Annotated in this window: 15 protein-coding genes; 7 read left to right on the top strand and 8 right to left on the bottom strand. The window is 63.8% G+C overall.

Features of this window, described 5'->3' with window-relative positions:
• Positions 1 to 7: 7 nt before the first annotated feature.
• The 5 genes from D3F03_RS15535 (at position 8) to D3F03_RS15515 (ending at position 5978) form a co-directional block, all read left to right on the top strand.
• Positions 8 to 358, top strand: coding sequence for an EamA family transporter (locus D3F03_RS15535; protein ID WP_119110350.1), 351 nt, complete (start codon positions 8 to 10; stop codon positions 356 to 358).
• The gene (locus D3F03_RS15530) at positions 355 to 1377 is read left to right on the top strand and encodes a glycosyltransferase family 2 protein (protein WP_119110349.1); all 1023 of its coding nucleotides are present in this window, start codon (positions 355 to 357) and stop codon (positions 1375 to 1377) included. Before D3F03_RS15535 ends, D3F03_RS15530 begins: the two co-directional genes overlap by 4 nt.
• On the top strand, positions 1374 to 3200 hold the full coding sequence (locus tag D3F03_RS15525) for a hypothetical protein (protein WP_158606171.1): 1827 nt from the start codon (positions 1374 to 1376) through the stop codon (positions 3198 to 3200). The genes D3F03_RS15530 and D3F03_RS15525 overlap by 4 nt, the downstream gene beginning before the upstream one ends.
• Positions 3197 to 5071 carry a hypothetical protein gene (locus D3F03_RS15520; protein WP_245960656.1) on the top strand — a complete coding sequence of 625 codons (1875 nt, stop codon included), beginning with the start codon at positions 3197 to 3199 and terminating at the stop codon, positions 5069 to 5071. Before D3F03_RS15525 ends, D3F03_RS15520 begins: the two co-directional genes overlap by 4 nt.
• Positions 5072 to 5144: 73 nt before the next feature.
• On the top strand, positions 5145 to 5978 hold the full coding sequence (locus D3F03_RS15515; RefSeq protein ID WP_119110347.1) for an HAD-IIB family hydrolase: 834 nt from the start codon (positions 5145 to 5147) through the stop codon (positions 5976 to 5978).
• 29 nt (positions 5979 to 6007) lie between these two features.
• Here the strand turns inward: D3F03_RS15515 and D3F03_RS15510 are convergent, their stop codons facing one another.
• Both D3F03_RS15510 and D3F03_RS15505 read right to left on the bottom strand, forming a co-directional pair.
• The gene (locus D3F03_RS15510; RefSeq protein WP_119110346.1) at positions 6008 to 7234 is read right to left on the bottom strand and encodes a GGDEF domain-containing protein; all 1227 of its coding nucleotides are present in this window, start codon (positions 7232 to 7234) and stop codon (positions 6008 to 6010) included.
• Positions 7235 to 7278: 44 nt separating this feature from the next.
• On the bottom strand, positions 7279 to 7710 hold the full coding sequence (locus D3F03_RS15505; RefSeq protein ID WP_119110345.1) for an Lrp/AsnC family transcriptional regulator: 432 nt from the start codon (positions 7708 to 7710) through the stop codon (positions 7279 to 7281).
• Positions 7711 to 7905: 195 nt separating this feature from the next.
• Here D3F03_RS15505 and D3F03_RS15500 point away from each other — a divergent pair, with 195 nt between their 5' ends.
• Together D3F03_RS15500 and ctlX are read left to right on the top strand one after the other, a co-directional pair.
• Complete coding sequence (locus D3F03_RS15500; protein ID WP_119110344.1) at positions 7906 to 8955, top strand: ornithine cyclodeaminase; 1050 nt, start codon at positions 7906 to 7908, stop codon at positions 8953 to 8955.
• Between the two features lie 5 nt (positions 8956 to 8960).
• The gene (gene ctlX, locus D3F03_RS15495; RefSeq protein WP_119110343.1) at positions 8961 to 10010 is read left to right on the top strand and encodes a citrulline utilization hydrolase CtlX; all 1050 of its coding nucleotides are present in this window, start codon (positions 8961 to 8963) and stop codon (positions 10008 to 10010) included.
• Positions 10011 to 10017: 7 nt separating this feature from the next.
• On the opposite strand, the gene D3F03_RS15490 is transcribed toward ctlX, so the two are convergent.
• The 6 genes from D3F03_RS15490 to D3F03_RS15465 all read right to left on the bottom strand — a co-directional run bounded on the left by D3F03_RS15490 (position 10018) and on the right by D3F03_RS15465 (position 14800).
• A complete protein-coding gene (locus tag D3F03_RS15490; protein ID WP_245960655.1) occupies positions 10018 to 10653 on the bottom strand; it encodes a hypothetical protein in 636 nt (211 codons plus the stop codon).
• On the bottom strand, positions 10650 to 11294 hold the full coding sequence (locus D3F03_RS15485; RefSeq protein ID WP_119110342.1) for an SCO family protein: 645 nt from the start codon (positions 11292 to 11294) through the stop codon (positions 10650 to 10652). The genes D3F03_RS15490 and D3F03_RS15485 overlap by 4 nt, the downstream gene beginning before the upstream one ends.
• Positions 11294 to 11905, bottom strand: a complete 612-nt coding sequence (locus D3F03_RS15480; protein WP_119110341.1) for a c-type cytochrome — start codon at positions 11903 to 11905, stop codon at positions 11294 to 11296. The genes D3F03_RS15485 and D3F03_RS15480 overlap by 1 nt, the downstream gene beginning before the upstream one ends.
• A gap of 16 nt (positions 11906 to 11921) precedes the next feature.
• On the bottom strand, positions 11922 to 12581 hold the full coding sequence (locus D3F03_RS15475; protein ID WP_119110340.1) for a cbb3-type cytochrome c oxidase subunit II: 660 nt from the start codon (positions 12579 to 12581) through the stop codon (positions 11922 to 11924).
• Positions 12571 to 14223 carry a cbb3-type cytochrome c oxidase subunit I gene (locus D3F03_RS15470; protein WP_119110339.1) on the bottom strand — a complete coding sequence of 551 codons (1653 nt, stop codon included), beginning with the start codon at positions 14221 to 14223 and terminating at the stop codon, positions 12571 to 12573. The genes D3F03_RS15475 and D3F03_RS15470 overlap by 11 nt, the downstream gene beginning before the upstream one ends.
• Before the next feature lie 241 nt (positions 14224 to 14464).
• Positions 14465 to 14800, bottom strand: coding sequence for a hypothetical protein (locus D3F03_RS15465; protein ID WP_119110338.1), 336 nt, complete (start codon positions 14798 to 14800; stop codon positions 14465 to 14467).
• Positions 14801 to 14835: the final 35 nt, after the last annotated feature.

Raw genomic sequence — 14835 nt, 5'->3', positions numbered from 1 at the left:
CACCACTATGACACCCGCTCTTACGTTGATGACGCTCGTCTGCGTTGTAGGAATATCACTCGGTCAGCTTTTGTTCAAGAAGGCAGCTTTGTTGATTCCGGCGCATGCCGGCTGGCGGGACTGGGCCTTCAACGGATGGCTAATCACCGCCCTGGCGCTTTACGGTGCAACAACGCTGCTGTGGATTTGGGTGCTGCGCACAGCGCCGCTGCACCTTGCTTACCCCTTCATGGGGTTGGCATTTGTGCTGGTCCCTGTGATGGGCTGGATGCTGCTGCGTGAGCCACTGCACCTGCAGACCTTGCTGGGTGGCGCCCTGATTCTGGCCGGCATCACTCTGGCAGCCAGGGCGCAATGACGCAGGGCATCAGCATGCTCGAGAGGCATCGCCAGCCCTCTATCGCCGTCGCGATTCCGAGCTACAAGGTGACAGGACACGTGCTGGAGGTAATAGCCGCCATTCCGCCCAGCGTACAGCGCATTTATGCAGTCGACGATGCCTGCCCTGATGCCAGCGGGGACCATATCGAGCGTTACTGCACCGATCCACGCGTGCGGGTGCTGCGCCACACGAGCAATCAGGGGGTGGGCGGAGCCCTGATCACAGCATATCGCGCGGCATTGAAAGACGGCATGGACATCGTGGTCAAGATTGATGGTGACGGTCAAATGGACCCGCGTCTGCTACCACTTTTTGTGCGCCCCATTCTTGCCGGCCGTGCCGATTACACCAAGGGCAACCGCTTCTATCGACCCGAGTCGGTACGAACGATGCCGCCCATGCGACTGATCGGCAACGCCTTGCTGTCGTTTCTCACAAAGCTCAGCTGTGGCTACTGGCAACTCATGGATCCGACCAACGGCTACACCGCCATTCACACGACCGTACTTCGGGAATTGCCCCTGGACAAACTCGAGCGCCGCTACTTTTTTGAGACCGACATGCTTTTTCGCCTCAATACCCTGCGCGCCGTGGTACGCGACATTCCCATGGACGCGGTCTATGCCGACGAAGAATCCAACTTGAACATCAAAAGGGTACTCCCGGAATTCCTCGGCAAACACCTTTCTCGGTTGTTTCGTCGCTATGTGTACAGCTATTTGGTTCGCGATTTCAATATCGGCACTATTTACAGCTTGGCGGGTAGCTTTCTTCTCATCACAGGCGGGGTATTCGGTGTCCTCCACTGGATCGGGAGCAACACAAGCAACCATCCTGCTTCCAGCGGGACGGTGATGCTGGCCGCTATGCCGGTGCTCATAGGTATTCAGCTGCTTATTGCCTTTGTGCAATACGACGTCAGCAGCGTTCCGACGGAACCGCGCAGCCCTGAACTTCAGGAAGCCGACCGCGCACTGCCACGGGCCACGCCTTGAGCTCGGCAACACCAAGCGGCGCGCCGCACGCGACGATTTCGTGTCGCTTATTGCCCGCCCAGTGGTGGTGGTTGGGCGTGGTTCTGCCCACGCTGGTCTATGCCACACGTGCTGTTTACATTCTTGCCGATCCTCGGATCCCCTACGACACGCTGCACACCTATCTACCGCTTGCAAGGGCATTTCTTGAAGATCCTTCCTCCTATTTCACACTCCCGAACAGTGTGACCGTAGCACCGGGCGCGGTGCTTTACATGGCCATATGGGGAGCAGACCCTGTCGCTATCAAGGCGGCCAACTTGTTCATCGGTCTCGCCTCCTTGTTGCTTGCATCCGACGCCGTGAGGCGACTGGCCGGCCCAGCGGCTGGTGCCGCTGCAGCGTGGGGATTTGCCACGTCTCAGATGCTCGTCACAACGGGCGTCACACTGATGGGTGAGGCACCGTTCGTTTTTTTGGTGGTCTTGTGGTTATGGGCCTGCTCTTGGGCATGTGACGGCGCTCAGCTCCCGCGCAAAAATCGCGTTGCCGCCGTGGTTCTAGGTGGGGTCGCGCTCACCGCAGCCACGCTGACACGCGCCACTTGGCTTTATTGGCTACCCGCAGCAAGTCTGGCCGGCTTGGTAATGGCACTCCTGTGCAAGGGAGACACACGTCGTGTATTTTTGCGCCTGGCCACCATTCACCTGATAGCGTTGGCTTTGGTTGGCAGCTTCATGCTGCACCAGCGCGAAGCATTTGGCCGCCCACTAGTTGCAACGGGAAGCGGCGCAGCTTTGTACTTCGGCAGCAATGCAGTTCTGCATGGCTATGAGCCTCCCTTTTTCGGCCTCGCGCACGACGAATTCACGGTCACCGACAACTTAGGACACCTATCGCTGGAAGGAGACCGACGGCTGCTCGCCGTCACGCGCGCAGCACTGCTTGATACGGCGCCAGCCCAGCTCTTTCACCTGTATTTTCAGAAGCTGGGCGCATTTTTGTTCTTCAGCCGCGCTCAGTTATCTCGTCACGTCTTCAATGATCGGGCTATGCGTATAGGTCTGCTGGTGCTGGCGCTGGGGGGGTTGATTGCGGGGCGAAAAAAGCCGCTCGTTTGGTTGCTGGCAGGCGCAGCAGCTTACCAGTGCGCTGTGCATATTCCCGTGATGTACAACCCTCGGTACAGTGCCAGCGCACTGGATCCACCCCTGACTTTGCTGGCTGCCGCAGGCCTCGGGCTAATGATCACAGCGGGAAAAAAGCGGCGCTTCGTCGCGCTGGCGGGCACGCTGTTTGTGGTCATGACGGGAGTTGCAATAGGCGCATGGAACCAGCGCCACGGCGAGACCTTGATGCCGGACATTGCGTCGGGCCCGAACCGTCTGATACAGCAGGCGAACAAGAGTGAGTTGAGCGTGAAAGGGAACAGCGGTAATCCGTTTGAGAAGCCGGTGCCCATAACCCACACCCGGCTGGTCGTCGAATGGGCTCCGCCTTCATTGCAGCTATCCAACTTGGCTGTACTGAACCTTCCGCTTCGGCATTTTGAAGGCCAGTGCCGTGAGCTGTGGATCGTGTACACCACGCCAACGGGTGCGGCGCGTTCAGCTAGGGTCCTCCTTGACGGTCTGCGCCCAAATCAAAACATTGCCTGGGGGATGGATGCAGTGAGTTTGCCCAACCACAAGGGCATTTTGAGGCTGGAGTTTGCCTGCTCTCCCGGCACAGTCGTAGAGTTTGGTGCACCGGCTCTTTATGACGTCGCCTTGGGTCATTTTTACCGTGCACAGGCACTCGGCCCTGAGCTTGCTCGCTCTTTTCCAGGGAAGGACGCCCAATGAACAGGTTCCCCGTCGACCGCGCTGTGAGCCGTAACTTGGGGGCCGCACTTGCTCTGTGTCTGGTCGGGCTGCCTGCCACGGCCCAAAAAGCCAATTTGGGTCATATCGAAACACCAGCGAGCCGCCCCCCTCTGATCCTCGCTCCGTCTATCGAAGGTGCTCAGTTATGCGACCAGGCACTCAAAGATGCCACCATTACGCAACTTGACGATGCCTACGCCCTGTGCCGAAGACGCAAGCAAAACGGCGCTCCCGCAGTGCGCCGCCTGCTCGATACGCTAGAGCCTGGCGGCCCTCGCGGTCAGGTGCAGGTGGGCTACACGCTGACGCTGCAGTTGCTGGCGCTCTATCAGCGCAAGGGCAACCAGTGGGCGATTGACACCCACCGCATTGATGAGCAGCTGTCGCTGATCCGGGATATTGACCGGCCTGTGGTGCTGTACCTCGCCGCGGACCATTTCGACAGCGTAGGCCCTCTGACGGATGATTTGCTGGCCAATCCGCAAAACATCATGGCACTCTCCGACGGCAAGCCGCTCACGCTGGGATACTTTGGCTACCGCATCGCGCCGTACACCTTGCGTACCGATGAATCCATTCCGGTCAACCATTACCGGTATGAGGCTCTGCGCACAGTGGCCAAGCGCGTAGAGGCATTGCCAGCCAAGGTGCAAAAACGCATCTTCGCGATCACGCTGGCCGGGGAATTGCACCAAATGTTTCCCGATTTCGAAAATGGCATGGGCACTTACCAGGACATCCACGTCACGGATTACAGCCCCGGCTCGGTCAACGATTTCCGTGCCTGGCTATCCCGTAAATACGGCACCATCGCTGTATTCCGCGAGAAAACCGGTCTTGATTACGCTGACTTTGGCACCATCCCCGCGCCCGGACGCGATATACGGCGCGAACACCTGGCGAACTTTGGCGAGCATTACGACGCGTTTGCCGACGGCATGCTGCCGTTTTCTGGCTGGTTGTCGGATCCGCAGCACCAGGTTCAAAAGCTAACGCTATACGTTGACGGCCAGGCAGCAGGTGCTGTGCCACGGGGCTTGAACCGGCTGGATGTGTACCGTGCGGTCGAAGCGGTGCAGGACCCCAATGTCGGCTACCGCGTGGACTACGACTACCGCGCACTCACCCCAGGCCGGCACGTCGCGCAGATCGTGGCCGAATCCGCCAGTAGCCAGTATGCCGTAGCAGAACGCGAATTCGTGGTCATGGGGCGCGATCAGAAGTCCATCAGCGGACGCGGCAAGCCCCTGCTCTCACTCAAGAACGTCAAAGCTCTGGCAGGCGTGCAGACTTGGCTGGACCTGCCAAAACCCCTGCAGGACGTGTACTACAACCCACTTGCACGCGACTGGAACCAATTCCGCGCCGAGCAGGTGCGCGGCTTCATGGCGCACTTCTACCAAGTAGCGCTGGATGCGGGCCTGCCCGCCTCCAAACTCTATTCCCATCAGATTTTGCCGCGCGTAAATTCCAGCTGGAACCCGCAACTGTTCGCCGCCGATTTGACGCTGCAAGGCGATTTACCGTGGAAGCAGGGCATCAACCTCTACGGCGGGGCAACCGATAGCGACTGGGTGCGCCAGTTCATCGCCGCACACCACATCACCGACTACGGGGTGCCAGAATTCAATCCTCAGCAATGGAAGCGCAAAGGTGCGCACCTGGCGGCAATGCAGTCGCAGTATGCAAACGGTGCACGCTTCATCAGTCCGTATTATTTTTCCGTGGTACCCGATCGCTTCAAGGGCGGCGCCTCGCATGGCGTCAATCGCATGGAACTGGGACCCAAAAATCCGCAGGACGGATCGGACCAGTTCTACCAAGCCTTGATTACATTCGCTGCGCGCTGAACATGGTGCAACAGAGGCAACTCTTCAAAGCCAGCCTCTTCGCCTGACACCCCACCAACGTCTCACGCTCCGCATGCAAGCGCTCACCACCTGGCAACCGCCTGCCAATCTGCTCGGCATCTTCACCGACATCGACGACACCCTGACCACGGACGGCGCCATCACCCCCGACGCGCTGGCTGCCTTGCACGATTTGAAGGCGGCCGGGCTGCACGTGATTCCCATCACCGGGCGGCCCGTGGGCTGGAGCGAGCGCTTTGCCGCGGCCTGGCCGGTGGACGCCGTGGTGGCCGAGAACGGCGCGGTCGCCCTGCGCCTCGAATCGTCAGAAAATATAAGCGAAAATGGCCTCCAGCGCTTATCGGACAAGCGCTTGCAGCTATCAAAAATATACCAACAAGATGCCGCTACACGGGCCGTCAACTTTGCTGCCATGCGCGCAGTGCTGGAGGCTATCGAGCGCCAGGTGCCCGGTGCCCGGCGGGCGCAGGATTCGGCCGGCCGCGAAACCGACATCGCCATCGACCACAGCGAATTCACGCACCTTCCGCAAGCCACGATCGATCGGTGTGTCGGCCTGATGCGGGAGGCGGGCATGGTGGCCACGGTGAGCAGCATCCACATCAACGGCTGGTTTGGGGCGCACAACAAATGGGCAGGTGCGCGCTGGATCGTGCGCGAGCTGTTCGGGCGCGAACTGTCGCAGGAGACGGCCCGCTGGGTCTATGTGGGCGATTCAAGCAACGACCAGATCATGTTCGAGCATTTCGGGCACAGCGTGGGCGTCGCCAACATTGCGCGCTTCGTCCCCCAGCTCACCCATTTGCCGCGCTTCGTAACACGGGGCGAGCGCGGCGCGGGATTTGCCGAATTGGCGCGGCACCTGCTGGCAACACATCCGGCTTGACGCTTCCCACCTGGGGTGGGGAGCCAGCATCAACTTGGCGCGGGCGCAGCGTCCGCTGGCACCAGCACCACGCGGTTGCGCCCGGCCTGCTTGCCGGCGTACATGGCCGCATCGGCCCGCGCCATCAGCGCATTCAGATCTTCCCCCGGCTGGTGCTGGGCCACGCCAGCGGTGGCTGTCACTGCAACCGCCTGATCGCCGACCATCGCAGGCGTTGCGGCCAGCAAGTCGTTGAACCGCTGCAGTACCGTGCCAGCCCGTTGCAGATCGACGTCTGGCAACAGCACCGCGAATTCTTCACCCCCCACCCGCGCCGCCATGTCGGCACCACGAAAGCTGCGAGCGCACACCTCGCCCACCCCGCGTAGCACCGCATCGCCGCCGGCATGGCCGTGGGTGTCGTTCACCCGTTTGAAATGGTCGAGGTCAAACATGGCCAGTGACAGCGGCTCGCTGCGGCGCTGCGCGCGTGCCGATTCCGTAGCGAAGCGTTCAGCAAGCGCACGTCGGTTGGGCAGCCCCGTGAGCAAATCCGTGAAGGCCTGGCGCTCAAGTTCGCCCTGCAGGGCCACGCGCCGGACGACTTCATCTTTCAGTTCCCGGTTGGCGTCCAGCAACTGGCGGCGCAGCAGGAATTCCAGCCGTTCCGTCTTTTGCTGGCGCAGCGCTGCCGCGTAGCCCAGCACGGCCGGCAGGGCCACCAGGAAAGCCGTTCCGACCTTCACCGACGCGTCCGCTGTCGTGGCCCAGACACTGAGCGTGGCGCCGATGGCACCAAACAGCGCCACAGGAGCAGCCATGGCCACACGCACCGGTACAAACAGGAACAGCATGACCTGGATGACCATGATCGCCCCGGTATTGAACGCCCGGATATCTGGTCGCAGCCCGTAGAGCAGAAAAAAGAACGAATACCCCAGTAAGGCCAGGCCAACAAGCACGTACCCTTGCAAGGCCAGGTTCGGTCTGCGCTTGAATGCCTCTGCGGCCCCCAGAAGGAGCAATGCGAACACGCCCCGGTAGGCCGCCAGAATCCAGAAATTCGGCACGGCACCCAGGGCGAGGTAATCGGGCACCGCAAACACAACCATCAGTGCTGCCCAAAGCACCAGGCCCGCGCGCTGCTGCGGCAGCACCCGGGACAGCGTGCTCGCGCGAAAATCCTGCTCCAGCGCGGGCTCGACAAACTCCCCACGCAAGGGCCAGATACGGTCCGGCGACTGGTCGACGGCAAAAGCGGGGGTCGATTCGGACATGGCGCCTGCATGGTAAGGCGACTGGCGTAACCCTGCCGGCACGGTCAGGCTTTGTAGGTCGACAGCAACAAGCTGGTTTCCGTGGCCGCAATGCCCGGCGTGAGGCGGATACGCCCCAGCGCCGCATCAAACGCCTCCAGGCTCTCGGCGCGCACCTCGGCGACGATGTCCCAGCGGCCATTGGTGCTGTGCAGCGTGCCCACTGCGGCCTCGCCGCGCAGGGCGCGTATGACGGCGGGTGCGCCGTTGCCTTCGACCGCGATGCTCATCCACGCCCGGATGCGCTGGGGTTCGGAATCGGGCCGCAGGCGCACGGTGTAGCCCGTGATGACGCCCGCGTCTTCGAGCTTGCGCAAGCGGTTCTGCACCGTGCCGCGCGAGACACGGACCTTTTGCGCCAGTGTGGCCAGGGGCGTGCGGGCGTTGTCGCGCAGCAGGCTAAGCAACTGCCTGTCAGTGTCATCAATTTTTACCATAGCGATAATTATTACTGCCATATCGCTAGAAGTGCTACCAAATCAGCACATTTTTGCCGCTATTCGTTGGTTGAGGCGGCACAGCACAATCTTCTGAAGCCATCTCATTCGGCTTCTCAATCCATCGAATACGCGAAGGCGAAGCGAAGCCGACAAAGCAATCGTTTGATTGAGCAATGGCATCAGGAGACAAAAATGACCCGCCTTATCGACCTTCCCGCCCTCGCGCAGCTGACGCAGGACATCGGCCCCGCTGCGCTCATCGAACAGCTGGTCCACAGCATCGAAGCCGAGTTTCTGCATTGGAGCGAGTTCGACAAATCCGCCCGCAGCGCCTGCCACAGCGCACGCGGGGTGATCGAGCTGATGCCGGTGGCCGGCGCCACGCACTACAGCTTCAAGTACGTCAATGGCCACCCCGGCAATCCGGCACGCGGCCTGCCAACGGTAATGGCCTTTGGCGTGCTGGCCGAGGTGGACACAGGCTACCCGCTGCTGCTGTCCGAATTGACACTGACCACGGCCCTGCGCACCGCCGCCACCTCCGCCATGGCGGCGCGCGCCCTCGCCCGGCCGAACTGCCGCCGCATGGCGCTTATCGGCAATGGCGCGCAGAGCGACTTCCAGGCGATCGCCTTTCACACCCTGCTCGGCATTGGCGAGGTGAGTGCTTTCGACGTCGATGCGGCCGCCACGGACAAGCTCTTGCGCAACCTCGCGGACCTCCCCGGCCTGCGCGTGCGGCGCGCGGCGTCTGTACGCGATGCCGTGCGCGGCGCCGACATCGTCACCACCGTCACGGCCGACAAGGCCCGCGCCACCATCCTCACGCCCGACATGGTCGAGCCCGGCATGCACCTCAACGCCGTGGGCGGCGACTGCCCCGGCAAGACCGAGCTGCACCCCGACGTGCTGCGTGCGGCCAACATCTTTGTCGAGTACGAGCCGCAGACGCGCATCGAGGGCGACATCCAGCAGCTCGCGCCCGACCATCCGGTGACCGAACTCTGGCGCGTGCTGTCCGGACAGGCGCCCGGCCGCACGTCCGCGCAGGAAGTGACCGTCTTTGATTCCGTCGGCTTTGCGCTGGAAGACTATGCCGCCCTGCGCACCCTGCACCGCCTGGCGCAGGAGCGCGGCATCGGGCGCGACGTGGAGCTGGTCCCAAGCGACGGCGACCCAAAAGACTTGTTCGGGCGCACGCGCGGCGCCGGGGCCAGTACGCGTCTGCGCCGCGTGGCCTGACCGATATGCCGCCGCCCTCCCTGCAGGCACCAGCCGCCGTGGTCATGGTGCGTCCGCGCCATTTCACGCCCAATCCCGAAACGGCCGCCGATAACGCCTTCCAGGCGCACGCGGCCGGCCAGCCACCCGATGAAACCGCGCGCCGCGCTTATGCCGAGGTGAGCGACGCCGCCGCGCGGCTGCAAGACGCCGGCGTGCGGGTGCACCTCTTCGAGGACGATGGCCGGCGCCACACGCCCGACAGCGTCTTCCCGAACAACTGGTTCTCCACCCACGCGGGCGGCCATGTGGCGCTCTACCCCATGTTTGCCCCCAGCCGCCGGCGCGAGCGGCGCAGCGACATCATCGAGCATCTCAAGGCTGAGTACCGCGTGCAGGACGTGATCGACTATTCCGGCCTGGAGCAGGACGGCATGTTTCTGGAAGGCACGGGCGCCATGGTGCTGGACCATGTGGCCCGCATCGCCTACACCGCCCAGTCCAACCGCGCCAATGCGGTGGCGCTGGAGCGTTTTTGCACGCACTTCAACTTCGAGCCCATGGCTTTTGCCACGGCCGACGCCCAGGGCCAGCCGTGCTACCACACCAATGTGATGCTGTGCGTGGGCACGGACTTCGCACTCGGCGGCTTCTACCTGATCGCCGACCCGCAGCGCCGCGCGGCAGTGCGCGAGCGCCTGCGCGAGGGCGGGCGCGAGCTCATCGAACTCGATGCCCGCCAGATCGGCGAATTCGCCGGCAATGCGCTGGAGCTCACCGGCCGGAGCGGCCAGCGCTTGCTGGCCCTGTCCGAGCGCGCCTGCGCCAGCCTGACGCGCGGGCAGAAGGCGGTGATCAAGCGCAGCGCCACCTTGCTGCCGCTGCGCGTGCCCACCCTGGAGCTGGCTGGCGGCTCGGTGCGCTGCATGCTGGCGGGCATCCACCTGGCGCGGCGCCGCGTGGCATTCAGCGAGCCTGCCCGTGCGCCGGCCGCATCTCCGGGCGACAGCGATTGCATCGCGCAGGCAGACAATATTTCTGAGAATAATTCGGCTGCAGCGCTTATTGAGCAATAATTTTTAGCTATTTTTTCAATAGCATTGAAGGTGCTGCATCCAGCGCCGCTGCGTGGGCGTCCCGCAGCACCATGGTGCGCGCCACCTGGGCCAGCCAGACCACGGCAAAACCACAGGCCAGCGCGATCAGCCATTCGCCCAGCCGCGCCTGGTCGTCCAACAGGTAGGCGTTGCAAATGCGCACCGTCGAATCCGCGTAGAGCTGTCCCGCCACGGCCATCATCGGCAGGACGTTGCCGAGAAAAAAACCCTGCACCAGCAGCCCGGCGGGCTGCCACGACAGGCGCAGCGCTGCGCCGGCGAGCAGCAGCAGCACGAACTTGGCGGCCTCGACCGGTGGCGCCACCAACGCCAGGTCGAGCGCGCGCGGCACCATCAGCAGACTCAGGATGCCCCCCGCGGCCAGCAAGCCGCTGATGCCGTACGCGTTCCAGCGCGCCATGGCAGTACGTGCTTGTGGCCCGGCGGCACCGGCCAGCAGCGCGCCCGCCAGCAGCAGCAAGGGCGCCTGCAGCAGCATGTGGCGCAGCATGCTCGCCTCCAGCAGCGCACGCGCCGGGGGCAGTGCCAGCAAGGCGGCCAGCAGCCCCGCCGCCACCATCGGCCAGCCGCCCAAGCGCGGCTGCGGGCGATGGCCGTTCACGCGCCCCCCTTGGCCGCCAGATGGCGTGCGTAGTTGAGCGCCAGTTCTTGCTCGGCCAGATCGAATACGCGCACCAGCCGACCGTGCGCATCGAGTACCAGCAGGGCCGCGTTGTGCTCGTAGCCGCCACGGCCATCAGGCACCACCACCACCTGCAGGCGGCGCAGCAAGGCGGCGGATTCGTGCGCATCGGGCACCCGGGCGAACTGCCACAGCGCCGGGTCAGCGCCCAGGCCGCGCGCGTAGGCCGCCAGGCGATCGGGCGTGTCGTGCGCCCCATCGAAACTGATGGACAGCAGGCGCACGCCATCGCCCGCGCCACTCCCGCCACCCCCGCCCAGCTGCAGCCTGCGCTGCATTTGCTGGAAGACACCGCCCAGACTCAGGCAAAGCGTTTCGCAGCGGGTGTAAATGAAATCGACCACGGTCACGCGGCCCGGTGCATGCAGCCATGCGGCCAGCGGCTGCACCGGGAGACCCGGCCCTTCGATACGCACCTCCGGCACGGGCACCGGCTGCAGCGCCACCTCCAGGCGGCGCGCGCCCTCGGCCGTCCAGACCTGGAAATCGTCGGTCAGCCAACTCGCACCCGCGTAGCCGGCGCAGGCCAGCAGCGCGGCAGCGAGCGCGGTGCGCAGCATCAGGACCCGGCTGCCAGCGCCTTGAGCGCCGCGCCCCCCTCGAACGGCTTGGTGCGGGTACTGGTCTTGCGTTCGTGCTCGAACACCTCGGGCTTGATCGGCTCGGCCTTGTTCGACCAGGCGCCCCGAACGTAGCTGATCACGCCCGCCAGATCGGCATCGCCGAGATGTTGGAACGAGGGCATGGAGCCCTTGTAGGTGGCACCAGCCACCTCGATCTCGCCATCAATGCCGTGCAGCAGGATATTGGCCAGCACGCGCGGTTCGCCCTTGACCCATTCCGAGCCGTCGAGCGGCGGAAACACGCCCGGCAAGCCTTTGCCCGTGGCCTGGTGGCAGGCCGCGCAGTTCGCGGCAAACAGCGCCTTGCCGTCCACGGCCGCGCCCGGCGCTGCCGGCGCCGGCCCCGAGAGGTCGGCAACCGTGCGGTGATCCCCCAGGTTCGTGTCGCCGACCGGATCGGCCGTCAGCAGGTAGACGACGCCGAACAGCACCATCGCGATCACCACGGCGACCACCGTCAGCGGAATCGGGCGCATGCGCTCTTCGGGTTCGGCGTTTTCGCGCTCCTGGGCGAGATGCGTGTCAGATTTTTGAGGTATCGGTTCCATGGCGATGCTCCCAGGTTCAGGACGCCGCGGCGCTTGCCGCCGCAGCGGGTGCCGGTGCCGGCGTGGCGGCAGTTGCCGGTGCCGCGGCACCGCGCGGCTGCGGGGGCAGCACGGGGTAGGTATGGTTCAGCCCCTGGAGGTAGCGCACCAGGTCCAGCGCCTCTGGGCGTGCCACCACGACGCGGCCTTCAGGCACCGTGCCAGGCGGCAGCTTGAGCACCACATCCCCCTCTTCCGCCTTGGGCTTGACGTCGAACAAAAACGGGTACGACGGCATGATGGAGCCTGGCACGTAGGCGCGCGGCTGGTAGATGTGGCCCAGATGCCAGTCCTGGCTGGGCTGGCGCGCGCCAATGTTGAACAGGTCAGGTCCCGTGCGCATGCTGCCCAGCAGGTGCGGCTTGTCGTACACATAGTCGGCGGGCACCGAGGCACGGCCCCAGCCACGCTCAGTGTCGGGGCCGAAGCTGCGGTCACGCGGTTGCTGCGAATGGCAGTACACACAGCCGTTGGAGATGTACACCTCGCGCCCACGCAGCTCGGCACTGGTGTACGGCTTGAGGCCCTCGGGTGCCTGGACGTCGCGCACCTGGATGTAGGGCAGCACGACCAGCGCCGTAGTGGCCACGGCCAGCGCCACCATGGCGCCCGCTGCGAGCTTGACTTCATTCTCCATAAAGGACCTCTTGAGCTTTACCGGGCCAGAACAGGGCGGCGCCGGCACGCTGCGGACCAAAGCGCAGCGCCATGGCAAGGAAGTGGCCGACGAAGATGACATGGCTCGCCACCATCAGCGAACCGCCCACGCTGCGCCACTGCAGATAGGGAATCGTGACCGCCACCGAATCCATGAAGGGTTTCGAAGCATCCAGCATGTCCATGCCCTGCAGCCAGCCACCGATGGACAGGCCGACGAAATAAATGCTGATACCCACCGCCGCCAGCCAGAACTGCAGGGTGATAAGGCGCGGATACGGCCACTCCCAGTTGAGCACGCGCGGCATCATGAAATAGATGGCGCCGAACAGCACCATGGTGACGAAGGCGTAGGCCCCCAGGTGGGCATGCGCCACCGTGAAGTGCGTGAAGTGCGTCACCTGGTTGATGCTGCGCAGCGCCTCGAACGAGCCCTGCAGCGACGACAGCATGTACATGAAGCCGCCAAACATCATGAAGCGCAGCGTGGGCGAATAGCGCGCCAGGTGCATGCGCCCCCACATGGTGCCGGCCATGTTGATGGTGAAGGCCAGCACCGGGATGATCATCATCATGCTCTGCACGATGGACAGCGTGGTCAGCCAGCCGGGCACCGGCCCACCGATCAGGTGGTGGCCGCCCACCTGGCCATAGAAGAACGCCAGTGTCCAGAACCCGAGGATGGACAGGTTGTACGAGCGCACCGGCCGCCCGATGATCTTGGGCAGGAAGTAGTAGATGGCCCCGACGCTCACCGGCGTGAACCACAACCCCAGCACGTTGTGGCCATACCACCAGTTGGTGGTGGCCTGCTGCACGCCGGTGTGCACACCCGGCAGCTTGGCGACGATGAAGAGCAGCGAAATCCAGAGCAGCGCCGCCACGTGGTACCAGACGGTGACGTAGAGCGACTCGACCTTGCGGTTCACCAGCGTGTAGAGGACCGGACCGATGATGCAGATGAAGCCGGCGACGATGAACAGGCCAATCTGCCAGGGAATCTCCAGGTACTCCATGCCGTCTGTCCAGCCCGAGCCGATGGCGCCAATGGCGCTGGCGATGCCGGTGTTGATCAGCGCGCCGCCCAGCAGCACCCAGACCCCGCCCATCAGCGGCGTGCGCAGCAGACGCGGCAGCAGCCAGATGATGGTGCCCAGCGCAGCATTGCTGATCCAGCCGTAGAGCACCGCCGTGAGGTGGATGGTGCGCATGCGCCCGAAGGTCATCCAGGCCTCGTTCACCAGCAGGTCCGGCATGTGCAGCTTGAGCGAGGAGGTCAGCCCTGCCACCGAACCCAGCAGCAGCCACATGCAGGCAAAGGCAATGAACATGAAGACGGGAAATGCGCTTGAGCGGTCGGCCGCGACGCGGTGCTCCAGCTCGTCCGGGTCGGGTGGGTGGCCCGCCTCGCCGGCCTCGGCGGCCGCCTGGCGCAGCGGCTGCTGAGCGTCTCCGGCCAGTGCCGGGTCGTCCGCACGGCCGATTTCACCCGGCGCGAAAATGACCGAGGCAGCGCGCGGGTTCTCTACCAGCAGCCCTCTGCGCATGGACCAAATAAAGGCAAACAAGCCGATCAGCGAAAGCAGAAAGGCGCCTAACAGGCTCATGAGCGCACTGTCCATGGGGGAGTCCTTGTGGAATGGCGCCAGCACCGACGGCGGCTGGCTAGTTGTTTGATTTGCCGCAATGCAAAAATTTACCGCCTGGTTAGGCGGATTCGGGCGGAATTCTAAGATTCATGGCGAATGATTTTTTTGCCGGGCGCAATTCCCATATGAACTGCACGCGTATTCTTGAAAGAATATCGACAAAATCAGGCTCCAGCGCTTATAGATAAAGCGCTTCTAGCTATTTTTCTGATAGCTATTTGCCTGTGCGAATCACGTCGATGTCTGCATCACAGCCATCGCCAGCGGCGATGTACCGCCGCGCCACCCGCTGGACCATGGCCAACAACCAGGGGCGGTGCCAGCCCGTCAATTCGGCTGGGTGGCTGATCAGCCCACAGAGATAGCGCTGCTCAGCGCCGTCCCAGCGCAGCGCCGCACAGGCCCCGGTGCGCCGGCGCGAGACCAGCGTGCCCAGTGGGCAGGGCGCCCTCAGGCAGCACAAGCCACAGCCATTGCAGGGCGCACCGAGCGCCGGCTTGGGCGGTGCGCCCGGCTGCAGCCACAGAACGGTTTGGGGAGAGGCTTTCATGCGTTCGCGCGTTCACGCAAAAGTGCGATGGTAGG

This window comes from Simplicispira hankyongi (assembly GCF_003570885.1).
GTDB lineage: Bacteria > Pseudomonadota > Gammaproteobacteria > Burkholderiales > Burkholderiaceae_C > Simplicispira > Simplicispira hankyongi.
Note: the sequence above shows the minus strand (reverse complement) of the source record. Positions and strands in the feature narration are given on the sequence as shown.